Source organism: Methanomassiliicoccales archaeon, assembly GCA_029907465.1.
Classification (GTDB): domain Archaea; phylum Thermoplasmatota; class Thermoplasmata; order Methanomassiliicoccales; family JACIVX01; genus JACIVX01.
The window spans coordinates 1-22,370 of sequence record JARYLV010000004.1; the positions used below are offsets into that span (position 1 = coordinate 1).

The 22,370-nt window shown below is 47.4% G+C and carries 39 protein-coding genes; 36 read left to right on the plus strand and 3 right to left on the minus strand.

Annotated elements, in window-relative coordinates; genetic code table 11:
- The 10 genes from QHH00_02285 to QHH00_02330 form a co-directional block, all read left to right on the plus strand.
- Positions 1-238, plus strand: a 238-nt coding sequence (locus QHH00_02285; GenBank protein ID MDH7508212.1) for a proteasome subunit alpha, incomplete at its 5' end; no start/stop codon positions are given.
- Positions 239-249: 11 nt separating this feature from the next.
- On the plus strand, positions 250-945 hold the full coding sequence (locus QHH00_02290; protein MDH7508213.1) for a ribosome assembly factor SBDS: 696 nt from the start codon (positions 250-252) through the stop codon (positions 943-945).
- Between the two features lie 52 nt (positions 946-997).
- Entirely contained in the window at positions 998-1,732 is a 735-nt protein-coding gene (rrp4, locus tag QHH00_02295) for an exosome complex RNA-binding protein Rrp4 (GenBank protein ID MDH7508214.1), read from the plus strand.
- Positions 1,733-1,753: 21 nt separating this feature from the next.
- On the plus strand, positions 1,754-2,518 hold the full coding sequence (gene rrp41, locus QHH00_02300; protein MDH7508215.1) for an exosome complex exonuclease Rrp41: 765 nt from the start codon (positions 1,754-1,756) through the stop codon (positions 2,516-2,518).
- Positions 2,519-2,520: 2 nt separating this feature from the next.
- A complete protein-coding gene (rrp42, locus tag QHH00_02305) occupies positions 2,521-3,294 on the plus strand; it encodes an exosome complex protein Rrp42 (GenBank protein ID MDH7508216.1) in 774 nt (257 codons plus the stop codon).
- Between the two features lie 5 nt (positions 3,295-3,299).
- The gene (locus QHH00_02310) at positions 3,300-3,575 is read left to right on the plus strand and encodes a 50S ribosomal protein L37ae (GenBank protein MDH7508217.1); all 276 of its coding nucleotides are present in this window, start codon (positions 3,300-3,302) and stop codon (positions 3,573-3,575) included.
- Between the two features lies 1 nt (position 3,576).
- Positions 3,577-3,711 carry a DNA-directed RNA polymerase subunit P gene (locus QHH00_02315; protein ID MDH7508218.1) on the plus strand — a complete coding sequence of 45 codons (135 nt, stop codon included), beginning with the start codon at positions 3,577-3,579 and terminating at the stop codon, positions 3,709-3,711.
- Positions 3,712-3,724: 13 nt separating this feature from the next.
- Entirely contained in the window at positions 3,725-3,967 is a 243-nt protein-coding gene (locus QHH00_02320; protein ID MDH7508219.1) for a KEOPS complex subunit Pcc1, read from the plus strand.
- On the plus strand, positions 3,960-4,322 hold the full coding sequence (locus QHH00_02325) for a prefoldin subunit beta (GenBank protein ID MDH7508220.1): 363 nt from the start codon (positions 3,960-3,962) through the stop codon (positions 4,320-4,322). The genes QHH00_02320 and QHH00_02325 overlap by 8 nt, the downstream gene beginning before the upstream one ends.
- 174 nt (positions 4,323-4,496) lie before the next feature.
- Positions 4,497-5,462 (plus strand): DHH family phosphoesterase, encoded by a 966-nt coding sequence (locus QHH00_02330; GenBank protein MDH7508221.1) that lies wholly within the window; start codon positions 4,497-4,499, stop codon positions 5,460-5,462.
- A 9-nt stretch (positions 5,463-5,471) separates the two neighbouring features.
- Here QHH00_02330 and QHH00_02335 read toward each other — a convergent pair whose 3' ends face one another.
- The 3 genes from QHH00_02335 to QHH00_02345 form a co-directional block, all read right to left on the minus strand.
- Positions 5,472-6,521 carry a tyrosine--tRNA ligase gene (locus QHH00_02335; protein ID MDH7508222.1) on the minus strand — a complete coding sequence of 350 codons (1,050 nt, stop codon included), beginning with the start codon at positions 6,519-6,521 and terminating at the stop codon, positions 5,472-5,474.
- A gap of 231 nt (positions 6,522-6,752) precedes the next feature.
- Complete coding sequence (locus tag QHH00_02340) at positions 6,753-7,037, minus strand: MoaD family protein (protein MDH7508223.1); 285 nt, start codon at positions 7,035-7,037, stop codon at positions 6,753-6,755.
- A 26-nt stretch (positions 7,038-7,063) separates the two neighbouring features.
- Positions 7,064-8,413: an FAD-dependent oxidoreductase gene (locus QHH00_02345; protein MDH7508224.1), complete on the minus strand. Its 1,350-nt coding sequence runs from the start codon at positions 8,411-8,413 to the stop codon at positions 7,064-7,066.
- Between the two features lie 346 nt (positions 8,414-8,759).
- On the opposite strand from QHH00_02345, the gene QHH00_02350 reads away from it, so the two are divergent.
- The 26 genes from QHH00_02350 to QHH00_02475 all read left to right on the plus strand — a co-directional run bounded on the left by QHH00_02350 (position 8,760) and on the right by QHH00_02475 (position 22,360).
- The gene (locus QHH00_02350; protein ID MDH7508225.1) at positions 8,760-9,752 is read left to right on the plus strand and encodes an archaeosine biosynthesis radical SAM protein RaSEA; all 993 of its coding nucleotides are present in this window, start codon (positions 8,760-8,762) and stop codon (positions 9,750-9,752) included.
- Positions 9,753-9,842: 90 nt separating this feature from the next.
- A complete protein-coding gene (locus QHH00_02355) occupies positions 9,843-10,163 on the plus strand; it encodes a DUF5611 family protein (GenBank protein ID MDH7508226.1) in 321 nt (106 codons plus the stop codon).
- A 340-nt stretch (positions 10,164-10,503) separates the two neighbouring features.
- Positions 10,504-10,647, plus strand: a complete 144-nt coding sequence (locus QHH00_02360) for a hypothetical protein (GenBank protein MDH7508227.1) — start codon at positions 10,504-10,506, stop codon at positions 10,645-10,647.
- Positions 10,648-10,698: 51 nt separating this feature from the next.
- On the plus strand, positions 10,699-11,700 hold the full coding sequence (locus QHH00_02365) for a 50S ribosomal protein L3 (protein MDH7508228.1): 1,002 nt from the start codon (positions 10,699-10,701) through the stop codon (positions 11,698-11,700).
- Between the two features lie 2 nt (positions 11,701-11,702).
- Positions 11,703-12,485: a 50S ribosomal protein L4 gene (gene rpl4p, locus QHH00_02370; GenBank protein MDH7508229.1), complete on the plus strand. Its 783-nt coding sequence runs from the start codon at positions 11,703-11,705 to the stop codon at positions 12,483-12,485.
- A complete protein-coding gene (locus tag QHH00_02375) occupies positions 12,478-12,756 on the plus strand; it encodes a 50S ribosomal protein L23 (protein ID MDH7508230.1) in 279 nt (92 codons plus the stop codon). The genes rpl4p and QHH00_02375 overlap by 8 nt, the downstream gene beginning before the upstream one ends.
- An 11-nt stretch (positions 12,757-12,767) precedes the next feature.
- Positions 12,768-13,469 (plus strand): 50S ribosomal protein L2, encoded by a 702-nt coding sequence (locus QHH00_02380; protein ID MDH7508231.1) that lies wholly within the window; start codon positions 12,768-12,770, stop codon positions 13,467-13,469.
- 6 nt (positions 13,470-13,475) lie between these two features.
- Positions 13,476-13,937, plus strand: coding sequence for a 30S ribosomal protein S19 (locus QHH00_02385; GenBank protein ID MDH7508232.1), 462 nt, complete (start codon positions 13,476-13,478; stop codon positions 13,935-13,937).
- Between the two features lie 8 nt (positions 13,938-13,945).
- Positions 13,946-14,392, plus strand: coding sequence for a 50S ribosomal protein L22 (locus QHH00_02390; GenBank protein MDH7508233.1), 447 nt, complete (start codon positions 13,946-13,948; stop codon positions 14,390-14,392).
- A complete protein-coding gene (locus tag QHH00_02395; GenBank protein ID MDH7508234.1) occupies positions 14,393-15,196 on the plus strand; it encodes a 30S ribosomal protein S3 in 804 nt (267 codons plus the stop codon).
- Positions 15,197-15,202: 6 nt separating this feature from the next.
- Positions 15,203-15,403, plus strand: a complete 201-nt coding sequence (gene rpmC, locus QHH00_02400) for a 50S ribosomal protein L29 (protein ID MDH7508235.1) — start codon at positions 15,203-15,205, stop codon at positions 15,401-15,403.
- Positions 15,403-15,702, plus strand: coding sequence for a stress response translation initiation inhibitor YciH (gene yciH / locus QHH00_02405; GenBank protein MDH7508236.1), 300 nt, complete (start codon positions 15,403-15,405; stop codon positions 15,700-15,702). Before rpmC ends, yciH begins: the two co-directional genes overlap by 1 nt.
- Before the next feature lie 7 nt (positions 15,703-15,709).
- A complete protein-coding gene (locus QHH00_02410) occupies positions 15,710-15,973 on the plus strand; it encodes a ribonuclease P protein subunit (GenBank protein MDH7508237.1) in 264 nt (87 codons plus the stop codon).
- A gap of 4 nt (positions 15,974-15,977) precedes the next feature.
- On the plus strand, positions 15,978-16,307 hold the full coding sequence (locus QHH00_02415; protein ID MDH7508238.1) for a 30S ribosomal protein S17: 330 nt from the start codon (positions 15,978-15,980) through the stop codon (positions 16,305-16,307).
- Positions 16,304-16,711 (plus strand): 50S ribosomal protein L14, encoded by a 408-nt coding sequence (locus tag QHH00_02420; GenBank protein ID MDH7508239.1) that lies wholly within the window; start codon positions 16,304-16,306, stop codon positions 16,709-16,711. The genes QHH00_02415 and QHH00_02420 overlap by 4 nt, the downstream gene beginning before the upstream one ends.
- Before the next feature lie 11 nt (positions 16,712-16,722).
- On the plus strand, positions 16,723-17,100 hold the full coding sequence (rplX, locus tag QHH00_02425; GenBank protein ID MDH7508240.1) for a 50S ribosomal protein L24: 378 nt from the start codon (positions 16,723-16,725) through the stop codon (positions 17,098-17,100).
- Positions 17,097-17,807, plus strand: a complete 711-nt coding sequence (locus QHH00_02430; GenBank protein ID MDH7508241.1) for a 30S ribosomal protein S4e — start codon at positions 17,097-17,099, stop codon at positions 17,805-17,807. Before rplX ends, QHH00_02430 begins: the two co-directional genes overlap by 4 nt.
- Positions 17,804-18,316: a 50S ribosomal protein L5 gene (locus QHH00_02435; GenBank protein MDH7508242.1), complete on the plus strand. Its 513-nt coding sequence runs from the start codon at positions 17,804-17,806 to the stop codon at positions 18,314-18,316. Before QHH00_02430 ends, QHH00_02435 begins: the two co-directional genes overlap by 4 nt.
- Entirely contained in the window at positions 18,313-18,459 is a 147-nt protein-coding gene (locus QHH00_02440) for a 30S ribosomal protein S14 (GenBank protein ID MDH7508243.1), read from the plus strand. Before QHH00_02435 ends, QHH00_02440 begins: the two co-directional genes overlap by 4 nt.
- Before the next feature lie 12 nt (positions 18,460-18,471).
- Positions 18,472-18,861 carry a 30S ribosomal protein S8 gene (locus QHH00_02445; protein MDH7508244.1) on the plus strand — a complete coding sequence of 130 codons (390 nt, stop codon included), beginning with the start codon at positions 18,472-18,474 and terminating at the stop codon, positions 18,859-18,861.
- Positions 18,862-18,871: 10 nt separating this feature from the next.
- A complete protein-coding gene (locus QHH00_02450) occupies positions 18,872-19,423 on the plus strand; it encodes a 50S ribosomal protein L6 (protein ID MDH7508245.1) in 552 nt (183 codons plus the stop codon).
- A complete protein-coding gene (locus QHH00_02455; protein MDH7508246.1) occupies positions 19,420-20,232 on the plus strand; it encodes a 50S ribosomal protein L32e in 813 nt (270 codons plus the stop codon). The genes QHH00_02450 and QHH00_02455 overlap by 4 nt, the downstream gene beginning before the upstream one ends.
- 1 nt (position 20,233) lies before the next feature.
- Positions 20,234-20,689 (plus strand): 50S ribosomal protein L19e, encoded by a 456-nt coding sequence (locus QHH00_02460; protein MDH7508247.1) that lies wholly within the window; start codon positions 20,234-20,236, stop codon positions 20,687-20,689.
- On the plus strand, positions 20,689-21,189 hold the full coding sequence (locus tag QHH00_02465) for a 50S ribosomal protein L18 (GenBank protein ID MDH7508248.1): 501 nt from the start codon (positions 20,689-20,691) through the stop codon (positions 21,187-21,189). Before QHH00_02460 ends, QHH00_02465 begins: the two co-directional genes overlap by 1 nt.
- The gene (locus QHH00_02470) at positions 21,190-21,891 is read left to right on the plus strand and encodes a 30S ribosomal protein S5 (protein MDH7508249.1); all 702 of its coding nucleotides are present in this window, start codon (positions 21,190-21,192) and stop codon (positions 21,889-21,891) included.
- A 4-nt stretch (positions 21,892-21,895) separates the two neighbouring features.
- A complete protein-coding gene (locus QHH00_02475) occupies positions 21,896-22,360 on the plus strand; it encodes a 50S ribosomal protein L30 (GenBank protein MDH7508250.1) in 465 nt (154 codons plus the stop codon).
- The last annotated feature ends 10 nt before the right edge of the window (positions 22,361-22,370 follow it).

Here is a 22,370-nt window from a genome sequence, read left to right on the forward strand (position 1 = left end):
GGGCAGTATTGGAGCGGGAAGAAATGTCGTCATGGAAATTTTCGAGGAGGAGTATCGAGAGGGGATGGACATGGAAGCCGCTATACTGCTCGGTCTCAAGGCCCTGAAGAAAGCGACTGAAGAGGAAAAACTCAATCCAAAAGCAGTGGAGATCGGGATCGTCAGGCGCGGAGAGAAGTTCAGGCGTATGGAGGAGTCAGAAGTCGAGGCATACGTTGAAAAGGCAAACGCATTGTAACCGGGGTGCAGATGGTCGACATTGAGGAAGCGATTATCGCTCGTCTCGAATCCCACGGCGAGACCTTCGAGATTCTCATCGATCCGAAAGTTGTCAACTTAATCAGGGAAGGGAAGGAGGTCGAACTAACCGACTACATGGTAATTGACGAGATCTTTCGCAATGCTAGAAAAGGTACGCATCCCTCGGAAGAGAAGATTAAGGAAGTCTTCGGAACGACCGATCCTGTTGAAGTTGCGAAGCAGATTATTCTCAAAGGCGAAGTGCAGCTTACGACTCAGCAACGCAGGGAAATGCAAGAAAGCAAGCGGAAGAGAATTATTGCGGAGATCGCGAGAAATGCGATAAACCCGCAGACAGGAGCACCCCATCCGCCTCAGAGAATCGAACTGGCAATGGAGGAGGCAAGAGTTCATATCGATCCGTTCAAGCCGGTTGAGGTGCAGGTGAAAGCAGTTCTTGATGCATTGCGGCCAATCATTCCAATTCGATTCGACAAAGTGAGGATTGCTGTCAGACTTTCTGGCGATGAATATGGTCGGTGTTATGAGGACATAACGCAGATGGGAAAGATTACAAGGGAGGAGTGGCAACCGAATGGCAGCTGGATCGGTATTGTCGAGCTCCCTGCCGGAATGAGAGATGAGTTTTTAAATCGCCTCAATGAAAAAACAAGGGGTAATGTTGAGACGAAGATCCTCAAGTGAATTGTTTAGGATTGAAAATTATCATGATAAAATGAAAGCGAGACACGAGAATATGAAAGAAAGTGAAAGAGATTTCAATAAAGAAAAGGAGAGCTTGGCGAAGCCCATCAGGGAAATTGTCGTTCCTGGCGATTTGCTTGATTCCGGGAGGCTCAAGCCGGGTGATGGAACATACGTATCAGACGGAAAAATCTATGCCTCTCAGCTCGGGATTAAGAGTATCAAATCAAATTTTGTCAACGTCATTCCTTTGGGAGGCCCCTACATCCCGTCGCCTGGAGACACTGTTATAGGTAAGATTGTTGATATAGGCCCGTCGAATTGGCTTGTCGATATCAATTCTCCCTATCCTGCTCCCTTACACGTCACCGAGGTACCATGGAAGGTGGAATTTGGAGACACTGCACGGTATCTCAATGTCGGTGATACCATCCTCGCGAAGGTTTTGCTCGTCGATGAGACCAAGAGGGTTCAGGTTACGATGAAAGAGCAAGGTTTGAGGAAATTGCAAGGTGGTCAAGTTATCGATATATCTCACAGCAAAGTGCCACGCGTTATCGGTAAGGGCGGCTCGATGATACAGATGATTAAGAGCCTTACAAATTGCAGGATTTTTGTAGGACAGAACGGGAGGATTTGGTTGGATGGGGATATTGAGAATATCGTTTATGCTATCCGAGCAATTAAGATGATTGAAGAAGGAGCTCAAACACTTCGTTTGACTGAAAGAGTAAAGGAGTATCTTGAGTCGATGGTACGCTCTGGCATGAACGGAAAGCAACAATGATGTGTCACTGATGGTGATTTTATGGAGGCAATAAGGTTGATTGATGAAAACGGCTTGAGGGTTGACGGTAGGAAGGTAGATGAACTCAGGCCTATCAGGATAGAGGCAGGTGTTCTGAAAAGGGCCGACGGCTCTGCCTACGTGGAATGGGGAAAAAACAAGGTGATTGCGGCTGTTTATGGTCCACGGGAGTGTCATCCCAGGCATCTGCAAGATCCGTCGAAAGCACTTGTTCAATGCAGGTATAACATGATCGCATTTTCTGTGATGGAACGAAAAAGGCCGGGACCAGACCGGAGATCTGTTGAGATCTCGAAGATTATTGCAGAAGCCCTTGAATACGTGATTTTCACAGAATACTTCCCGCGTACATCGATTGACATCTACATTGAGATTTTGCAGGCAAATGCTGGCACGCGGTGCGCGGGCCTTACAGCAGCCTCTGTGGCACTTGCTGACGCCGGCGTACCGATGAAGGACTTAGTTCCTGCTGTTGCCGTCGGGAAGGTTGACAATCAGGTCGTTCTCGATCTGAGTAAGGAGGAAGATAATCACGGTCAGGCAGATCTCCCGATGGCGATCATTCCGAGGACTGGTGAGGTCTTGCTCATGCAGATGGACGGTCACATGACTATCGAAGAATTTAATAAGGCAATTGACTTGGGCTATAAAGCCTGCGAGAAGATTTATCAACTGCAGAAGGACGCGTTGAGGCGAAGGTACGCAGTAGAAGAGATCGAGGCGTTTGAAGAAGGGCAGCACGCGCAAAGTACGATGGAGGAGTAAAAATGGCACGCTCAGTGATGTCAGAGATTAAAAAGGATCATATTCATAGGCTCCTTGCGCGAGGAAAGAGGGTTGACGGGCGAAACTGGGATGAATTCAGGGAGATCACGATTCAGACGAATTTCACCGAGACCGCGGAAGGTTCTGCCAGAGTCAGGTTAGGCAATACCGACGTGCTAGTCGGTGTAAAAATGGAAACGGGGATCCCCTTCCCCGATACACCAGACAAGGGGGTTCTTGCAACAAACGCGGAGCTCATTCCATTAGCTTCACCGACTTTCGAGCCAGGTCCCCCTGATGAGAATGCGATCGAACTTGCCCGTGTTGTTGATAGGGGCATACGCGAAAGCGAAATGATTGATCTCGACGCGCTATGCATTGTGCCGAACGAAGAGGTCTGGATTTGCTTTGTTGATATCTACGTATTGGATTACGATGGAAATCTTTTCGACGCTTCATTTCTGGGAGCGGTCGCTGCACTTAAGTCAACAGTTGTACCAGCTTCGCGATACGGGAAAGGGGAGGACTTCAAGCTGCCGATCAAGTGCCTTCCCATGTCCGTAACTGCCGTTCAAATAGAAAATTCTATATTGGTTGACCCGACTCTCGATGAAGAAAAGGTCGCTGCCGCGCGTCTCACCGTGACGACGGATGAAAATGGCGACATCAGAGCCATGCAAAAGGGCCTGAAGGGATCACTCACAATCGATCAGATAAAAAAGATTATCGAGACCTCTCAGCGTCTCGGAAAGGAATTGAGAAAATTAGTTGGGTGATGAGAATGTCCAGGGGTACTGAGAAGGTAGGAACAGCTGGAAGATTCGGTGCGAGGTACGGCGTGCGTGTCAGGAAGTTGATCAGAGATATCGAGAAACTTCAGAGGAATAAGTACGAATGCCCAAATTGCCATCATATCAGCGTAAGGAGATTGGCTTCAGGTATCTGGGTCTGTCGCCATTGTGAAATGAAATTTGCCGCCAGCGCTTATTCGCCGGTCACGAGAAAGATTGTATCTGAGGAAGCCATGCTTGAAGAGAGTACAAAAGGAGGTAGTTGAGATGTACAAATGTGGGAAATGTAACAAACCGATTCATTCTAACGTCAATACCGTGGGCATTCAGTGTGAGGCATGCGGTTCCAAGATCTTCTATAAAGAAAGGCCAAACGTGAAAAAAGTGATTAAGGCAAAATAGGATCGGAATCGAAATGCACAAAGCCACACTGAGACTTTTTTCCCCGAAGGCGGATGTTGTTTACGGTGCCATTTCTCCGGAGATAGGAAGAGAAATACCGAGGACGAGGGTTCAATCGCGTTTCAATCGGAACGAACTCGTCCTTGAAATTCAGGCTACCGATCTTTCTGCCTTAAGAGCGGCCATCAATTCCTATCTTAGATGGATGAAATTGGCAGAAGATGTTTCAACGACGATAGGTGAGTCATATGGATGAATTGAGTCCGAAACTTCAAAATCAAATCGCACAGTTCCAGCAGCTGCAGCAGCAGCTACAAGCGGTTCTCACTCAGAAATTTCAGATGGAGGCACAGTTGAGGGAAATTGAACGAACGCTAGAGGAACTTGGCAAAGTGACGGATGATGTCCCGATCTATAAGAGTGTTGGCTCATTGTTAATCAGGGCGAAAGATAAGGAAAGTGTTGTCAAGGAGATTCAGGAAGACAAGGAAACACTGGAGATCAGGGTCAAGACCCTCGATCGCCAAGAAAAAGCCCTTCGAGAACGTTATCAAACACTGCAGGACCAGATTTCCAGGGCCCTTGGTGCAAAACAAGAAACAGCTGGATGATCGATCGCTGGATCACTTAATTTTTTCTTTTTTATTCATCAGTCAAGTGTTCTGTTTGAATGCAACAATCATTTAGTCAAAGCGAACAGAGGTGGAGGCTCTTATCTCTGAGGCCTTATTAGATTGTCGACCTCGAAAGATGCATATATCCCATCGACACTCCTCGGATTTTGCATGCTAAACGCGATCGTGCAGAGACTCCAGATTGGAAAGAAATTGATTCTTCTCCATGGCAATGCAGATCCTGATGCTCTCGGCTGTGCTTTTGCGATCTGTCGGTGTTTTCCGGAGGCAACCATCATAGCACCAGGTGGGCTCGATCGGATATCAAAGATCATCGCGGAAAAATTGAATATCACGGTTTTCGAGACGATCGATCTATCTGATTACGATACATTCGTTGTTGTCGATACCTCTTCTCCTGACCAGCTAGACATCTCGCTACCATCCCCGGAAAAGTGCATTGTGATCGACCATCACGCGTTCTCAGACCGATGGTCAAATTGTCTTTATTACTGTGACGATTCTAAGAGAAGTTGCGCGGAAATCGTTTTCGAAATGCTCAAAACAGCGAGGATCGAAATCACTCGAGATGTCGGTCTAGCGCTTTTATCGGGAATGTTGACGGATAGCGGGCACTTCGCATTCGCCACTCCATCTTTGCTCAGGGACTTCGCTGATATCATGGAGAAAGCAAACATCAATATGGACGAGGTTACAAGTTTCATCGACATTGAGCCCGATATATCCGAGAGAATTTCACAGCTCAAGGGCGCTCAACGCTTGAGGTTCGAGAGAACGAACGGTTATATTGTTGCGATCTCCCACGGTAGCGCCTTTGAGAGTTCAGTGTGCAAATCGCTGATTATGCTCGGCGCTGATGTGGCATTCGTTGGATCGCAAAGAAACGAGTCTTTTAGGGTCAGTGCGAGGGCGAGGCCAGAAATTGTTAGGAAGGGACTGCACCTGGGAAAAATGCTTGAGGACATTGGGACGGAGACTTCGAATGACGGAGGAGGGCATGGGGGTGCTGCTGGACTGATGGGGGTCGGTGATATAGAGGCAATTCTGAATATTTGCATGCAACGTGCTCTTGACTTTTTGAGAAGGCTTGAGCAGCCTACGCTCGCTAAACGGTAAAAACTCAAATCAACGCATCTCGGCAATGATCTTGCGCATTGCTTCGAGCTTATCAGGTTTCCTCTCAAAATATTCTCTCACAGGTCGCAGGATCTCGATGAGAGCTTCGCCCGCCCCGTTCTTCAGGTCCATTGGATGGATTTGTGAGGAGGCGTAGGCCTTTTCAAGATCATCGTAACTTGAGAAGCTAATAGGGCCGCCATACTTACTTGGTCGGTCGATCGTGACGTCCTTTTTCTGGTTAAAGATCACATATTTATAAAGAAGGAGAATCGGATTCCCTTCAACTTCAGGTGGGCAAAATGCCTTTCCGATTTTTCTTTTGATGTCTTCAGGAGGATCATGGATAAGAATGCCGCTGTCAGGATCACTTTTTGACATCTTCGACGCGATCGGATCCATCCTATTTCCACCGCGGAGGCCCGGCAGTAGTGGCGTATGTAAGGCAATCGGCTTCTTCCACCCTAGTCTTTCAGCAGCCTCGCGTGCGAGCATGTGAGCCCGACGCTGATCCATACCCGCATAGGCAACGTCGACATTGAGTTCAAAAATATCAGCTGCCTGCATTAGGGGGTACATCACCTTTGATGAATCCAGGTCAGCCTCCTCCTCCTGCCTGCCCATTATCGTCATGGCCCTTTTGATTCTTGTAAGCGTCGAGACCTTGCCGATTCTGATGACCTTCTCCCAATACGAGATATTTGACATAATCTCCGACGCCAGACGGAATTTGACTTTGTTCTTTTCAATGCCGAGCGCTTCAAAGCAGTCTTCCATGTATCGGGCACATATCCTTATTTTCTCAACGTCCCCCGTTAATTTATCGTTGATGAAAGCATGCCAGTCTGCGAAAAAAATCGTAAATTTGAACCCTGCATTAATGAAATCAATGATCTTGTTTGCGCAGATCATCCATCCGATGTGCACAAGTCCAGATGGTTCGAATCCGATATATGCATGCGGGGATGTCTCTGTTTCAAGTAAATTCCTTAATTCTTCTTTCGTCACGACTTCCTCTGCATTCTTCGTCACGATTTCGTAGCGAGTTCCTGCGTCCATGTGGTTCAATGCGAGAAATCATTCATCCTAAAAAAACATTTGTGCTAATAAATTGTGATTAAGACCAGCTATTTTGATCGAAATAGGGTTGCAGGGGGTATTAAGAGGTTGGATTCATGCTGGCTTCTATTTAACAGATTTCATTGCACTTTCCGCAGAATATAAAATGTTTCAATCCTGGATACCCAAAAATTGAATTGTAAAATGAAATGGGGGATGTCGGGATGAGGATTATCCACCCGCGGTTACTGGGAAGACTGAAATCACATCCCCGTCCTTGATCTCGGTCTGGAGGCCATTTATGTGTCTGATGTTCCGTCCGTTGACAAGGATATAAATAAGATCGGAAATCTGGGAGCCCTTAGGGTAAAGGATTTTTGAAATTTTGTCGCCGTATTTATCGACCAGCGCTCCCAAAAAGTCTTGCACTGTTGTCCCATTGGTTTCAATCCTGGCCTCAGTTGTTCCAATTGAAGACGCGATGTGTCCGAAAGTCTTGAAGATGACCTTGACCATGTCTTCCCCTTTTTGTCCCCTATTGATTATAGCTTTTTCGCCGCATCTTCAGCAGCGAGGTTGACAACGTCCATGACCATCGACGTGGGCGGGCAATACGCGTTCTCGAAGGCCGCGACAAATTCCTCGACAGTCGTCCCCTTCACAATAGCAGCTGTCAGCCAGTTGACTCGTCCAGTAATCTCTTCTCCGCCAACCATCTGCGATCCAATTATCTTATGAGTATCCTTATCAACGAGGATCTTGACTGTGAGTTTCTTTCCACCAGGGTAGTATCGAGCTCTCGTGAGACCAGTTGCCTTGCCTTCGACAACGTTGAGGCCATAATATTCCGCAAGTCCTTTCGACAGTCCCGTTCCACCTGCTTCCAGTTCGCCGATCTTGCTGATGAACGCGCTTAGTACCCCGGGATAAAAGGCATATCCTCCAGCTGCATTGATACCGGCCACACGTCCTTGTCTCACCGCACTTGATCCTAACTGGCTCATCGTCGGCCCGGGTACAACAGCGCTTTCAACCATGATCACATCACCAGCAAGGTAAACATCCTTGACGAGCCTACCTTTCTTGTATGGTTGTAATGTTGGGCTGACCCTGACGGCGCCCAGTGGGCCGATATCGAGACCGAGCATGTTGGGGATCTCTAGATTGGCCCTAACGCCAGTCGCCATTATCACGAAGTCACATGGATACTCCTTATTCCCCGCGATAACCTTTTCGACCTTACCGTTACCTTTAATCCCGCCAATTGGCGTGTTGAGTACAAACTTGATGCCCTGTTGCTCGCAATAGTCCTGAACGAGCTTTGCCATATCTGCGTCGAAAATTCTTGGAATCACCTGGGGGAACATTTCGATGACAGTCACGTCAAGCCCAGCATGTTTCAGGGCGATTGCCATTTCCAGGCCAATGACACCTGCGCCCGCGACGACGACCGATTTCGCGTTTTTCATCGCATTTTGAATCGCTTTGCCATCCGCGATGTTTCTGACGGTGAAGACACCAGGCAAATTGATGCCCTCTACGGGTGGGATGAATACTGTTCCTCCTGTGGCGATAACTAGAGCATCAAAGGCGTGTTCCTTTCCGTCCGAAGTGGTGACTATTTTCTTCTCAAGATCGACGCCGGTCACCTTTGTCTTTGTGTGAACAATAATGTTTCTTTCCTTTTTGTAAAACTCCGGCGTATGCATCACAATCGACTCGAAGTCCTTGATTTTCCCTTCCAATACAAATGGAATCGCACAGGGAGAATAGGCGATGTATTCGTCCTCTGTAAAAACGCTAATTTCAGCATCCTTGTTGTTCTCCCTCGCGGTTGAAGCCGCGGTCATCCCCGCAGCGCCACTACCTATAACAATGATCCTCCTACCCATTGAAACCAACCCTCTTGCGGGGAGATTACACCAATTCTATTAATACATTTCCAAAATCGACGTTGTATTTTTTTCGAAAAACTCAGGAAATTTTGCAATCAGAGAAGCGTTGCAAAAAGTTACCTTGTGTAATACTTAGCTTCAATGTCTTATTTTTGTTTTTTCGAAAGAACTCTCACCTGCAGTGATCTTTTCTTCAATAAGCACTCTCATTCATAGCGTCTGTTCTCATTAGCGATATTTCATTACTAATTTGCATGTTCGAGTCTCTGTAGTTTGTTAAACAAACTGATGGTATGAAAAGGCTTATTTTATCAAGGTGATATGGACAAATTCGGCAGAAGAAATGACGAAAAATCGATCTACAGCACCCGTTTCAGTTTGGAAGGAATGGGATGTACTAGATGGAAATAAAGTTCGAGCAATGGTGGTCATTTTCAGAACATCGGGTTGCTGGTGGGCAAAAAAAGAAGGATGCCTCATGTGCGGATACAACGCTGAGAGTGATCCACATATCGGATCAGCAGAAATTCACGAGCAGCTCAATGATGTTAAAGAAGCCTACTCAGGTGAGGAATTAGTGAAAATATACACCTCGGGGAGCTTCCTAGATCCGCGGGAAATTCCGCGCGAGGCCAGAAGGGAAATTTTTGATGCGTTTCACAGGGCCAAAAGAATTCTAATTGAAACGAGACCCGAGTTCGTAATTGAGGATAATGTTTGTGACTTACCGCGGGAGAAATTGGAAATAGCGATGGGGCTCGAAAGTGCCTCAGATAGGACGTTAGCCAAATGCGTCAGAAAGGGGTTTTCCGTTAAAGACTATGAAAAGGCGGCGAAATTTCTAAACCACGCGGGAATCCCAATCCGCACTTACCTTCTCTTGAAACCTCCCTTTCTAACCGAGAAAGATGCGATTGAAGACTGTTTGAAGTCGATCTCATTCGCATCACGGTTTTCTGAGAGCATTTCGATCAACCCAGTCAACGTTCAAAAGGGGACTGTGGTTGAGTTCTTGTGGAAAAAGGGTGATTATAGACCCCCGTGGTTGTGGTCGTTGGTTGAAGTCCTTAAGAGGGCCAAGGTAGAAAAGGAAACACGGGTTTTCTCATCACCAACTGGCGGCGGCTCAATGCGTGGCGCCCACAATTGTTTTAGGTGTGATGGTGAGGTGCTTAGAGCTTTAGAGCGCTACACATTCTCTCAAGATGAAAAGGAATTTGATGGTTTGAATTGCTCTTGCATGAATCGGTGGAAAGCGATCCTTGAAATACAGGAGTTCATGGGCACAAGCGTTGATATCGACAGATATATGAATGCGGATTGGGAATCAGAATGAGGTTGTGCAACAGAGGAGAAACTGATCTCCATAGCGGATATCGGATTAACACAAAATCATCCCAACAAACACGCAAAGAGAGGTGAGTGGTTGGAGTACGAATTGAAAAGGGGGAAATACAAAGATCTCGAAGGCGAGGGACTTAAGAATATCATAGAGGAAGTGTTTGGCACAGTTACGAGAGAAGGCGACCTATATGTTACATCCTATGGCGCACTTAAAAGACTTGAAGCGAAACTCGTTGGAAAATCAGCTCTTCATGTTAGTACAGAAAGCGATACGAGTGTCCCAGAAGAAGTCGGTGTTGAAACGATCAAGAGATTCAATCAATTTCTTGAAAGAGCCACGGGATACACCGCAAAAGAAAGGAGAAACAGACTTCAGAAGAAAGCGCGTGATGGAAAGCTCTGATAACGCTGATTCCTAGGATCGATCATTGTTATCGTCATAACCAGCCAACGGGCATTTGACACTGAATATATGGTTACTGATGGGGGAAATTGCTGTTTGAGAACTTCTCAACAAACGATTGTAGATATTTTCTTATTTGTACTATCTCTTATTATTTGAACTAAGGTTTCCCGGCGGATACCATCTGCTGATTCCAACAATGTAATGCTTATTTGTCTCACGAAAATAATCTGGGAAGAAATCATAAGCTGGAATCGCAGAGATTCGCATGCGAGATATCGGTCATCGGAAGGGATTTGGCATTTGAGGAGAACCGCATAGCTTAAATATAGATATCCTTATGCAAGAAATCGCTGAATGCGATAAGGACGTTCGACCAGACACTTTGGGCAATGCAATGAGCATCCCTGATTCGCACCCTATGTCTATTCTGGGTGAAGAATATGGTGTCACGGTCGAAGGTGCGATAGTCGCGATCATGTAGAAAAGTGTAGCATAGAGAGTGGCTTCTCTCAATGCTGGAAGAGGGAGAATCATGCCAAACAAAAGACGTCCTATTCGAGGTTCGAAGGCATTTTCGCCGAGAAAGAGAGCGAAGCGTCCAGTTCCAAGACTTGACTCCTGGCCGGAAATTAGCGACGGCCCTAAAATCCAGGGATTTGCGGGATATAAGGCCGGTATGACACACGCGCTCCTAGTGGATTATAGGCCGTCAAGTAACACCTCGGGTCAGGAGGTGCAGGTTCCTATCACTGTTATTGAGGTTCCCCCGATGAAAGTTGCAGCCGTTAGGATGTATGAGAACACTGCTTACGGAATGCGAACAGTGGGTGAGGTTTGGGCTTCAAATCTTGACCCCGACTTGAATCGGAGACTTCCAATTCCGAAAGACTATGATTCAAACAAGGCCTGGGAAAAGTACAATGCGGTCACGGTCGATGATGTGCGGATCTTGGCCTATACGCAGCCACGCCTCGTCAGCGGTGTTCCTAAGAAAGTTTGCGACCTAATGGAGATTCGCGTCGGTGGCGGAACAATCCAGGAAAGACTTGAGTATGCAAAGTCCGTTTTAGGGAAGGAGATCAAGATCACTGATTTTGTAAAAGAGGGCGGAATGGTCGACGTTTCCGCGATTACGAAGGGCAAGGGGTTCCAGGGCGCTGTCAAACGATGGGGGATCAAACTTCTATCGCACAAAAACAGTAAGCATCGGAGACTTGTTGGGACTTTAGGACCCAAGAGACCAGGGTACGTGAGGCCCACCGTCCCTCAGGCCGGACAGGTCGGCTACCACCAGAGGACGGAATTCAATAAGAGAGTTCTCAAAATCGGGGACAATGGAACTGATATCACGCCCAAGGGTGGATTTCTACATTACGGAAAAGTTGCTAACACTTATATTCTTCTTCACGGCACGGTTCCTGGACCAGCAAAACGACTTATCAGATTAAGGGACCCGATTCGGCCAACCGGTATTGAACTAAAAGAGCCTCCAACGCTCACTTACATATCGTTGGAATCAAAGCAGGGGGTGTGACGATGGTCAGTAATGAGAGGGTCAATGTTTATTCGTTGAAAGGAGAAATTGTAAAGACGATTGATCTTCCTCCGATTTTCAACACTGAGTTCAGGCCGGATCTCATCAGGCGTGCCGTGTCGGCAATGGAGGCAAATAAGCGGCAGCCGTATGGTGCATCACCTGAAGCAGGAATGCGTCATGCAGTATCAACTTGGGGGAAGGGACGGGGTGTTGCCAGAGTTCAGAGATTGAGCCAGGGCGCAAGAGGCGCTCAATCGCCAGGCACCGTAGGTGGTCGGAGGGCTCACCCCCCATATGCGGAGCGGGATTGGTCGAAAAAGATCAACAGACGGGAAAAGTTATTGGCAAAATTATCGGCGCTCGCCGCTGTTGCCGATCCAGTCAAAGTTAGAAGACGTGGGCACAGGTTCGCTGATGGCGTGACTTTACCCATCGTGGTTGAAGATGACATTGAGAAAATATCAAAGACTGCAGAGGTTCTCGAGGTTCTCGAAAGCATCGGCGTGGTTGAAGATGTCAGGCGGGCGATCAAGGGCACCAATATTAGGGCAGGTCGTGGCAAAATGCGAAATAGGAGGTATCGCATTCCACGCAGTTTGCTGATTGTCGTGTCTGATAAAGATGCGCCGTTGGTGCGAAGCGTTGAGAATCTTCCTGGCGTTGAAATCTCTGATGTTAGTAATCTCAACGTAAAAGTACTTGCCCCAGGGGGCGATCCCGGTCGCCTCACCTTATTCTCAGAATCAGCGCTCATCAAATTGGGGGAGTGGTCGAATGGCTAGGGATGTTCTTCTTTATCCATATGTTACTGAAAAATCGATGAATCATATGACTGGTACGCCGACTCAGGATTTCAAAGACGGGAATAAGATCGAATTCATCGTGCTGAGAAATGCAACAAAGAAGGAGATCAAAGAGGCATTTGAGAAGCGATTTGAAGTCAAGGTCGAAAAAGTTTGGACGAGAATAAGCAAAGAAGGTAAGCACGCGGTTATTAAGCTTGCTGAAGGCTATTCTGCCGAAGATATTGGCATGAGAATTGGAGTGTTCTGAGGAGGGTATAAATGGGAAAGAATCTTAGACAGCAACGACGAGGTCGTGGCGGGTCACAGTATCGGTCGCCTAGTCATCGGCATCGCGGTGATATTAAATTGCCTCCAATCAGCGAAGGGGTTGGCAGGATTATTGACCTCATTCATGCACCTGGCAGAACGGGGCCACTCGCTGAGGTCGATGTCGAAGGGGAGGTCTTCAAAATGATCGCCTCAGAGGGTATGCAGATCGGCCAGGAGATTTATATTGGAAATTCGGGTGCGATCGTACCCGGCAATATATTGCCATTGGCTAGCATTCCCGAAGGGACTCTTATATACAATATTGAGTCGAGGCCTGGGGATGGTGGAAAGTTTGTGAGGAGTGCTGGAAATGCCGCGATGGTTGTGAGCAGGGGTGCCAAAGTCGTCGTCCAATTACCATCTGGCGCGATGAAGACCTTTGATCCCAGGTGTCGTGCGACAATTGGGGTCGTTGCTGGCGGTGGCCACAAGGAAAAGCCATTTGGAAAGGCCGGCACGAAGTTCCATGCCTATAGGTCCAAAAGTAAAGCGTATTTCAAGGTTCGCGGCGTCGCTATGAACCCTGTTGATCACCCTCACGGCGGAGGTTCTCACCAACATGTTGGGAAGCCAAGTACCGTGGGTCGTAACGCTCCACCTGGTAGGAAGGTTGGTCGATTGTCGCCGAAGAGGAAAAAGGAGAGGAAGTGAGCGAATATGGTTGAAGAGAAGTTGACGGGAACGAAAGCCTCTCGGAGGAAGGCAAGAAAGAAAAAGGGCGCAATCCAAGCGAGGCGCAAGCGTGAGTTCACTTATCGTGGATATACACTTGAAGAACTCCTTAAGATGTCCTTTGATGAGATTGTTTCAATCATGCCTGCGAGAGTCAGACGTACGCTTATAAGAGGATTTAACGAGGAGCAGAGGACGTTTATTGAAAAATTGAAATCAGGCAAATATCCGGTGGTAAGGACGCACCGAAGAGATATTCCAATTCTGCCCGAATTTGTCGGCCGAAAAGTTGCGGTGCATAACGGAAAAGAATTCAAAGAAATAGAAATCAAGCCTGAGATGATCGGTCATTATCTGGGAGAGTTTGCGATGACCCGGAAGCCGGTAAAACACTCCGGACCTGGTGTGGGTGCGACGAGATCGTCAAAGTTCTTGCCACTTAAGTAGGTGATGAGATGGTCGGGTACACTGCTGAAGCGGATCCAGATATTACATCGAGGGCGATCGGAAAGGAACTTCCTATCTCACCAAAGCACGCTAGGGAAATCTGCAATATCCTCAGAGGAAAAACAACAGAGGAGGCCTCACAAATCTTGCAGGAGATCATTGACCTGAGGCGACCCGTTCCAATGAAGCGTTTCAAGAAGGGGGTTTCGCATAAACGAGGGGTAGGTCCTGGTCGTTACCCACGAAAAGCAGCAAAGGAGATCTTGAAGGTCCTTGAAGGGGCGAAGCATAATGCGGAGTACAAGGGGCTCGATCCTGAGAACATGCGAATTAAGGTAATCACCGCAAATCTCGGAAGAACCATCAAGGGATATATACCAAGGGCGTACGGAAGGGCAACTCAATGGAATCAGCAGACAACAAATATTGAGATCATACTGGAGGAGATGAAGTAAATGGCGAGCGAGAGGAAATTTGTGACTGAGAATATCCGTAGAGTTCTCCTAAAAGAATTCCTGATGAAAGAGGTTGACAGAGCGGGATTCGGCGGTGTCGAGGTGCAGAGAACCCCGATGGGAACCAGGGTGACACTAATAACTGAGCGGCCGGGTATGGTCATTGGTCGAAGGGGCGTAGCGATCAAGAATTTGACGAAGGCGATTGAGGAACGATTCAAGTTCGACAATCCGCAAATTGAGGTCCAGGAAGCAGAGAATCCGAATTTGAACGCTCAAATTATGGCAGAAAAACTTGCATTCGCTCTCGAACGTGGTTGGCATTTCCGGAGGGCAGGTCACTCGACTGTGAGGCGTATTATGGACGCAGGAGCGAGGGGATGCCAGGTCGTTATTTCTGGCAAATTGACAGGCCAGAGACACAGAACGGAGAAGTTTAAGGAAGGCTACATCAAGTTTTGCGGTGAGCCGCGGTTGAAGTTTATGAAGACTGGCTTTGCTGTTGCTAAGCTCAAGCCAGGTGTCATTGGTGTTCGTGTGGAAATAATGGACCCTCAGGCAAAGTTGCCGGATGAGGTTGAGATCCTCCCGCCGGAAAAGGCCGTTGAGACCTTGCCAGAACTTGCTGACGTTCTTATTGCTCACGAGGAACAGAAAGAAGATGAAACGACCGTTGAAACTGATGAGTCCTTAGACAATGCTGGAACCGATGAAATCGAAGATGATAAGGATGATCAAAATGAGGACATTTCATTGTCAAATGATGAGATTGATGAAGATGATGAAAAATTGGAGGAGGTGTAGAACCGGATGGCACTTCTGAGAACTTCGGAAATACGCCAGATGAGCAAAGAAGAACGGCTTACAAAGCTCAAAGAATTGCAAGATGAGCTCATGCACGAAAGAGGTACGGCTGCGATGGGCGGAGCACCGGCAAATCCCGGTCGGATCCGAGCTCTCAGGAAGAACATTGCCCGGATTCTTACCGTCCAAAGGGAGGAAGAAACGTAATGGCCGAGATATGCCCGGTTTGTGGACTACCAAAAGAATTGTGCATGTGTGAAGAAATCGCGAGAGAACAACAGACTGTCAAGATCAGCACTGATAGTAGAAGGTATGGGAAGACTGTGACAGTCATTGAAGGTATCGATGCGAACGATATCGATCTTGAGGATCTGGCCCGAAAATTGAAGACAAAATGTGCGGCTGGTGGCACTACAAAAGATGGAAAAATTGAGTTGCAAGGAGATCACAAGAAGAAAGTGAAAGAGGTCCTGGAAGAAATGGGGTTTAAGACAGAGGTTAGATGATTCGGACATGAAAAAGAGGGATTTCATGAGAGGTGAATTCATCGGTCTAGAAGTTGAAGTCATTTCATCTAATCATCCAGGATATATTGGTTTGAAGGGGAAAATTGTTGATGAAACAAAGAACACGATCAGAATTGAGAAGAACGGCGTTGAGAAAATAATCCCAAAGGCTGGGAATGAGTTCATGTTCACTTTCAATAATGAAAGAATTAGGGTTCGTGGCGATGAAATCCAATTCAGACCAGAAGATCGGATAAAGAAGATCAGGTGAGCGTATGGAAAACAAGGTAAGGGATATCGGAGTCGATGTGAAGGTTCCAGAAATGAAATGCGATGATGTGCATTGCCCTTTCCATGGGAAGCTTTCCGTCAGAGGACAGATACTTGATGGTGTCGTAGTTTCAACAAAGATGGACAAGACCGCAGTGGTCGAAAGAAATTATTTGCGCTATATCAAGAAGTATGAAAGATACGAGAAGAGAACAAGTCGGATCTCTGCTCATTGTCCTCCGTGTTTGGGTGTGAAAGTTGGTGATAAAGTCAGAATCATGGAATGCAGGCCACTGAGCAAGACGGTTTCATTTGTGATTATTGAAAAGAGGTGAAAGACTTGAAGGGCATTGCAGGCAGACAGACAAGGGGTATCCAGACAGGAAGCGAGTTGGATGTCATTGATAACACCGGTGCTAAAGTTGTGTCAGTGATAGCTGTCCCAGGATACCACGGTGTCAGCCGGAGATATCCGAGGGCGGGCATTGGCGATATTGTTATTGTATCTGTCAAGAAGGGAACACCAGAGATGAGACGACAAGTACTCCATGCTGTCGTCGTAAGACAGAGGCGTCCCTATAGGAGACCCGATGGGACAATGGTATCGTTTGAAGATAATGCGGCTGTCATCACCACTGAGACAGGTGAGACAAAAGGAACGGATATTAAAGGGCCAGTGGCGAGAGAAGCGGCAGAGAGATGGCCGAGGATCGCTGCTGTGGCTTCGATGATCGTTTGAGGTGATATGGGATGATCAAGAGCAGCAAGGCCAGGAAGCAGAGAAAGGCGATTTACAACGCACACAATGTCAAGAGGAGAAAGATGATTTCATCGCATCTCAGTGAATCATTGATGAAGGAATACAAGCGTAGATCACTCCCAGTGATCAAGGGAGACACCGTTCTCATAGTCCGTGGAGATGAGGAGATCGTGGGAACGGAGGGAAAAGTTGTGCGCGTCGATACCAAAACAGGGAGGGTCATCATCGAGGGCGTCACGATAAATAAAGCCGATGGGTCGCAAGCGCCTCGGCCCATTCACGCATCAAATGTGGTTATCACCAAACTTGATCTCAGTGATCCGTGGCGAAAGAACAAACTCATTGGCGTTCAGGAGGGCTCCTCATGAGCAGGGACATGAAACGACTGACAGCACCACGAAGCTGGCCGGTGCCGAGGAAGATTTGGCACTGGATCACAAAGCCTTCGCCGGGTCCTCATCCAAAAGAAATGAGCATTCCGCTTCTGGTCATCGTTAGAGATATGTTGGGTCTTTCCGATACAGCGCATGAAGCGAGACTCATATTGGCAAATGGTGAAATTCTAGTGGATGGAAGGCCCGTTAGGAACCGAAAGTTCCCTGTTGGCCTCATGGATGTGATATCAATTCCACGTATCAGCCAACACTACAGGATGCTTCTGAACTCGAAGGGAAAATTCGAGCTAGTCAAAATTCGCGAGGGCAAGGAAAAATGGAAACTCTGTAGGATTGAGAACAAGGTGACCGCCAGAGGGGGAAAAACGCAACTTTGCCTCCATGACGGTCGCAACATTCTGGTTGAGAAAGATGACTACAAGACTGGTGATGTTTTGAAAGTCGAGGTTCCATCCCAAAAAATCCTCGATGTTTATAGGTTAGATAGAGGAAACCTCGCGTACATCATTGGTGGAAATCACGTGGGCGAAGTTGCAGTCATTGAGGATTATATAGAAACTCGTAGCCCGTCCCCGAATATCGTTAAGTTCAAGGACGGGACCTCAACGGTAAAAGATAACGTCTTCGTCATCGGCACGAAAGTTCCTGAAATAGACCTTCCGGAGGCGAGTGTGCTATGAGTGAAGTCATGAGGAAGCCTAGAATTGAGAAGGTCGTCGTCAACATCGGAGTCGGAGAGGCTGGAGAGCGGCTTGTGAAGGCTCAAAAAGTTCTTGAGATGCTGACTGGTCAAAAGCCAAAAGTCACGACTGCAAAGGTGACAAACAGGGATTTGGGCGTGAGAAAAGGTATGCCAATTGGGTGCAAGGTGACATTGAGAGGCGAAAAAGCTGAAGACTTCCTTAAGAGGGCGCTGTGGATCAGGGAAAACAAAATTGCCATTTATTCTTTTGATCCTGAGGGTAATTTCTCGTTTGGCATTTCCGACTACACTGACTTTGAAGGAATGAAATATGATCCCGAAATTGGAATTTTTGGGATGGACATTTGCGTCTCAGTCAAACGGCCAGGATACAGAGTATCAACGAGGCGTGTGATGCCCAGGAGGCTCCCTAAATCACATCGTTTGACAAGAGAAGAGGCATTGGAGCTATTGAAGGAGCGTTTCGGGGTGGAGGTGGTCTATTGAAACCAAAGAAGGAATTTGGCAGGAAGAAGGGATGCCTGCGATGTGGCAGGAAGCGTGGGATCATCCGCCGTTACGGTATGCATCTTTGCCGTCAATGTTTCCGCGAAATAGCGCCTCACATTGGATTTAAGAAATACTCATGAGGTGGTGAAGTTATGCAGAATGATCCGCTTAATGATGCAATGGCAACGATAAAGAATGCAGCACTCGTGGGCAAGCGGGAATGTGTGATTAGACCGTCCTCCAAGCTCATAGGCAGAGTGCTTAAGGTCATGCAAGAGTCAGGTTACATCAATCAATTTGAATTCATCGAAGATGGAAAGGCCGGAATATTCAGAGTGAAGTTGCACGGTAGAATCAATAATTGTGGCGTAATTAAGCCGAGATACTCGGTGAAAAAGAATGATCTGGAGAAATTCGAAGCGAGGTATCTACCTGCCCAAGACTTTGGCGTTCTCATTCTAACGACCACAAAGGGCGTTGTTAGTCATGTGAAAGCGAAAGAGTTGGGCATTGGAGGAAAACTCCTCGCTTTTGTCTACTGAGGATGAGGATATGGTAGTCACTGGTATAATCGAAGAAGTCGTCAGCATTCCTGGCGGGGTTACTGTTGAGCTCTCTGATGGAAATGTGACGGTCTCAGGTCCAAAAGGAAAGCTCAGTAGGAGATTAGCTCATCCGCGAGTTCAGATCATCAAATTAAACAGTGAGATCGTCGTACGTTGCGAGCTCCCGCGCAAAAAGGAGCGAGCTCTCGTCGGAACTTTTGCGGCACATATCAAGAACATGATTGAAGGCGTGATGCATGGATTTGAATACAGGATGAAGATCGTGTATTCGCACTTTCCAATTAAGGCATATGTAAAAGGCGATAAGTTCGTCATTGAGAATTTCCTCGGCGAGAGGACGCCCCGCAAAGCGAATATTCTTGGTGATACTAAGGTCGCGGTTAAAGGCAATGAAGTCATATTGACAGGAATCGATATCGAAGCAGTTTCCCAGACAGCTGCAAATATCGAACGGGCTACGATCATCAAAGGATATGATTCAAGGGTCTTTCAAGATGGCATTTACATAGTTGAAAAAGCAAGGAGGATAAGTCAATGAGCAAGCACGGAGGAGAAATCAGGGAAATTTCAGAATTGCCATATTACAAAGATGAATACAAGGAAGAACTTGAAGCGATGGGAATCAATACCCTCTCGGACCTCCTTGATGCATTATATGACGAGGCACGAAAGAAGGAGATCATTGACCGCCTAAAAGGCGTCGGTCCTAAGATCGCCGAGCATTGGATCGAGATCATTGAAGAACGAGGGATTATTGAGGAGTCAGTGCCTGAACCAAAGGAAGAGGAAGGGGTGCCAGAAAAAGCGTCCGTCGAGGAGGCAGGAGAAATAGGGGTCGAGAAGGATAAGGGTGCCCCGCAAGAGAGTGAGGCAGAAGAGGTCATCATAGAAGAAGAGGAAATTTCGGCTGGAGAAGCGGCGATTGTCGAAAAGGGTGGTTATCTTGTCAAGGCAAAACCCGTCCTCGACCCAACAATCGCAAAATTGCTCGCACTAAGGCGCAAGATCTCGGAGAGGAGGCCTACGTTCCTTAGGCAGGAATGGTTCAGGTATAAGAGACTCGGTGAGAAATGGAGAAAGCCCCGCGGACTTCATAGTAAAATGCGACGGCATTATAAATATAGGTCTCCTGTCGTGTCAATTGGGTACCGCGGCCCGAAAAAAGTACGCGGATTACATCCATCTGGCTTTGAAGAAGTTATGGTTTACAACCCCTCACAGCTTGAGGGAATCGACCCAAAGCGACAGGCGGTAAGGATCGGTAGCACGGTTGGGTATAAGAAGCGAATGGAAATCGAAAGCAAGGCAGATCAGCTTGGAATCAGGATTCTCAATAGGACGGGATAATATGAACCTTAGAAATCAGAGACGGATTGCGGCAGAGATCCTCGGATGTGGTATCAACAGGGTCTGGATTGATCCGAATCGGATTGAGGATATCGCTGACGCGATCACCCGCGCCGATATCCGAACTGCAATTGATTCTGGAGCAATCGTGGCTCTTCCGAAGAGAGGAATTTCACGAGCAAGAGCTAGGTATCGAGCTGCCCAAAAAGAAAAAGGAAGACGAAGAGGTCCAGGCAGTAGAAAGGGTGCCGCAGGTGCGAGAACGCCTGAAAAAAAGCATTGGATTCAGATCATCAGATCGATAAGGAGAACCCTCAGGGAGTTGAGGGATGAAGGCAAGATCAGCAAAGCTGTTTACAGGGAGTTCTATATGAAGGCCAAAGGCGGAATGTTTAAGAGCAAGACTCATTTGATCACTCACCTCAAAATGGAAGGACATCTTAAGGAGGGCAACTGATGGCTCACGGACCCCGATACAAGGTACCATTCCGACGAAGGCGCGAAGGTAGAACAGACTATCGACAAAGGGCAAAATTGCTGAGAGCAGGCGTTCCGAGGGCCGTCGTCAGGATTTCGTTGAGGAATGCAAGCGTGCAGTTCATTGAATTCGATCCAGTTGGCGATCGAGTGACCGCGCAAGCCCACTCGAAGGAACTGATTAAGCTTGGCTGGAATCTCTCAACCGGAAATACGCCTGCAGCTTATTTGACAGGATACCTCGCTGCTTTGAGAGCAAAAAAGAAAGGCATTGATCGGGCGGTTCTAGATATCGGTTTGCGGGATCCGGCGAGGGGTGCCTCATGTTTTGCTGCGTTAAAAGGAATTCTCGATGCAGGTATTGAAGTTCCACATGGTGAAGAGGTTCTTCCTTCGGAGGAGAGAATCAAAGGTCAGCACATCGGAGAGGACGTCGAGAAACTCGTCGAAGATATAAAAAGGAAAATGGAGGTGGAGTAAATGGAATGGACTCCGAAGACAAAACTAGGCAAGATGGTCAGGAACGGTGAGATTACATCGATGAGTGATGCGCTAGCGACGAAGCTCCCACTTCGTGAACCTGAGATTGTTGACGTCCTCCTTCCAGACCTTAAAGATGAGGTCATCGACGTCAATATGGTTCAGCGTATGACCGACTCGGGCAGAAGGGTGAAATTCGCGATTACCGTCGCAGTCGGTAACGGTGATGGTTTCGTGGGTGTTGGCAGGGCAAAGGGAAAAGAAGTCGGTCCTGCGATTCGTAAAGCAATTGACAATGCAAAACTGAATATTATCGAGATAAAGAGAGGATGCGGATCTTGGGAGTGCGGTTGTGGCACGCCTCATTCCTTACCCTTCATGGTTGTCGGTAAGGCAGGGTCTGTCGAGGTAACTTTCAAGCCCGCCCCGAGGGGCGTTTCGCTGGCGGTAGGAGATGTCGCAAAAATCATTCTGCAACTTGCCGGTATCAAGGACGCATGGGGATTTGCGCGTGGCCATACCAAGACGACTGTCAATTATGCCCTAGCGACATTCGATGCCTTAATGAAAACGTCCGTCCTGAGGATTACTGAGGAGCAAGAGAAACGCTTAAAGATCATGAGCGGCCGCGTTATGGTTCATTTTCCAGAGCATGATGCAAACGTGGATCAACAAAAAGAAATAACAGAGCAGGAGGGATGATGTGGTGGCCTACGCTGTGATCAGAGTACGTGGACACGCCGGTGTGAAAAAGGAAATTGAGGATACAATGCGGATGCTAAATCTTACTCGCCCTAATCACTGCGTTGTCGTGCCAGAGACAGATAGCATTAAGGGAATGCTGCAGAAAGCGAAGGACTACATCACATGGGGTGAAGTGAGTAGTGAAACTCTTGCGAGGATGATAAAATTCAGGGGACGTCTCAAAGGGGACAAACCGATCGACGATCTCTATATCCAGAATCATTCGAAATTTACATCGATCATCTCTTTTGCGAAAAGTGTGGCTAAAGACGAGGTGAAATATTCAGACCTTATTGATGTAAAACCTGTCTTTAGGCTCAATCCCCCGCGAAAAGGATACGGTGGCAATAAGAGGTCATTCGCGAACGGGGGTGCTCTTGGATACCGCGGAGAGAAGATCAACGAATTGATTGAGAGAATGCTCTAGGTGATGTTCA

Bases quoted from the DNA above. Each gene is read 5' to 3' on its own strand.
- QHH00_02415 (MDH7508238.1), top strand. From the start codon at position 15,978: ATGGAAAACAAGGTAAGGGATATCGGAGTCGATGTGAAGGTTCCAGAA.
- QHH00_02435 (MDH7508242.1), top strand. From the start codon at position 17,804: ATGAGTGAAGTCATGAGGAAGCCTAGAATTGAGAAGGTCGTCGTCAAC.
- QHH00_02320 (MDH7508219.1), top strand. From the start codon at position 3,725: ATGCACAAAGCCACACTGAGACTTTTTTCCCCGAAGGCGGATGTTGTT.
- QHH00_02310 (MDH7508217.1), top strand. From the start codon at position 3,300: ATGTCCAGGGGTACTGAGAAGGTAGGAACAGCTGGAAGATTCGGTGCG.
- QHH00_02460 (MDH7508247.1), top strand. From the start codon at position 20,234: ATGAACCTTAGAAATCAGAGACGGATTGCGGCAGAGATCCTCGGATGT.
- QHH00_02385 (MDH7508232.1), top strand. From the start codon at position 13,476: ATGGTTGAAGAGAAGTTGACGGGAACGAAAGCCTCTCGGAGGAAGGCA.
- QHH00_02315 (MDH7508218.1), top strand. From the start codon at position 3,577: ATGTACAAATGTGGGAAATGTAACAAACCGATTCATTCTAACGTCAAT.
- QHH00_02290 (MDH7508213.1), top strand. From the start codon at position 250: ATGGTCGACATTGAGGAAGCGATTATCGCTCGTCTCGAATCCCACGGC.
- QHH00_02365 (MDH7508228.1), top strand. From the start codon at position 10,699: ATGCCAAACAAAAGACGTCCTATTCGAGGTTCGAAGGCATTTTCGCCG.
- QHH00_02325 (MDH7508220.1), top strand. From the start codon at position 3,960: ATGGATGAATTGAGTCCGAAACTTCAAAATCAAATCGCACAGTTCCAG.
- QHH00_02380 (MDH7508231.1), top strand. From the start codon at position 12,768: ATGGGAAAGAATCTTAGACAGCAACGACGAGGTCGTGGCGGGTCACAG.
- rpmC (MDH7508235.1), top strand. From the start codon at position 15,203: ATGGCACTTCTGAGAACTTCGGAAATACGCCAGATGAGCAAAGAAGAA.
- QHH00_02390 (MDH7508233.1), top strand. From the start codon at position 13,946: ATGGTCGGGTACACTGCTGAAGCGGATCCAGATATTACATCGAGGGCG.
- rplX (MDH7508240.1), top strand. From the start codon at position 16,723: ATGATCAAGAGCAGCAAGGCCAGGAAGCAGAGAAAGGCGATTTACAAC.
- rpl4p (MDH7508229.1), top strand. From the start codon at position 11,703: ATGGTCAGTAATGAGAGGGTCAATGTTTATTCGTTGAAAGGAGAAATT.
- QHH00_02335 (MDH7508222.1), bottom strand. From the start codon at position 6,521: ATGGACGCAGGAACTCGCTACGAAATCGTGACGAAGAATGCAGAGGAA.
- QHH00_02410 (MDH7508237.1), top strand. From the start codon at position 15,710: ATGAAAAAGAGGGATTTCATGAGAGGTGAATTCATCGGTCTAGAAGTT.
- QHH00_02450 (MDH7508245.1), top strand. From the start codon at position 18,872: ATGGTAGTCACTGGTATAATCGAAGAAGTCGTCAGCATTCCTGGCGGG.
- QHH00_02345 (MDH7508224.1), bottom strand. From the start codon at position 8,413: ATGGGTAGGAGGATCATTGTTATAGGTAGTGGCGCTGCGGGGATGACC.
- QHH00_02465 (MDH7508248.1), top strand. From the start codon at position 20,689: ATGGCTCACGGACCCCGATACAAGGTACCATTCCGACGAAGGCGCGAA.
- QHH00_02375 (MDH7508230.1), top strand. From the start codon at position 12,478: ATGGCTAGGGATGTTCTTCTTTATCCATATGTTACTGAAAAATCGATG.
- rrp4 (MDH7508214.1), top strand. From the start codon at position 998: ATGAAAGAAAGTGAAAGAGATTTCAATAAAGAAAAGGAGAGCTTGGCG.
- QHH00_02470 (MDH7508249.1), top strand. From the start codon at position 21,190: ATGGAATGGACTCCGAAGACAAAACTAGGCAAGATGGTCAGGAACGGT.
- QHH00_02455 (MDH7508246.1), top strand. From the start codon at position 19,420: ATGAGCAAGCACGGAGGAGAAATCAGGGAAATTTCAGAATTGCCATAT.
- QHH00_02430 (MDH7508241.1), top strand. From the start codon at position 17,097: ATGAGCAGGGACATGAAACGACTGACAGCACCACGAAGCTGGCCGGTG.
- QHH00_02350 (MDH7508225.1), top strand. From the start codon at position 8,760: ATGACGAAAAATCGATCTACAGCACCCGTTTCAGTTTGGAAGGAATGG.
- QHH00_02330 (MDH7508221.1), top strand. From the start codon at position 4,497: ATGCTAAACGCGATCGTGCAGAGACTCCAGATTGGAAAGAAATTGATT.
- QHH00_02395 (MDH7508234.1), top strand. From the start codon at position 14,393: ATGGCGAGCGAGAGGAAATTTGTGACTGAGAATATCCGTAGAGTTCTC.
- yciH (MDH7508236.1), top strand. From the start codon at position 15,403: ATGGCCGAGATATGCCCGGTTTGTGGACTACCAAAAGAATTGTGCATG.
- QHH00_02360 (MDH7508227.1), top strand. From the start codon at position 10,504: ATGCAAGAAATCGCTGAATGCGATAAGGACGTTCGACCAGACACTTTG.
- QHH00_02445 (MDH7508244.1), top strand. From the start codon at position 18,472: ATGCAGAATGATCCGCTTAATGATGCAATGGCAACGATAAAGAATGCA.
- rrp41 (MDH7508215.1), top strand. From the start codon at position 1,754: ATGGAGGCAATAAGGTTGATTGATGAAAACGGCTTGAGGGTTGACGGT.
- rrp42 (MDH7508216.1), top strand. From the start codon at position 2,521: ATGGCACGCTCAGTGATGTCAGAGATTAAAAAGGATCATATTCATAGG.
- QHH00_02340 (MDH7508223.1), bottom strand. From the start codon at position 7,037: ATGGTCAAGGTCATCTTCAAGACTTTCGGACACATCGCGTCTTCAATT.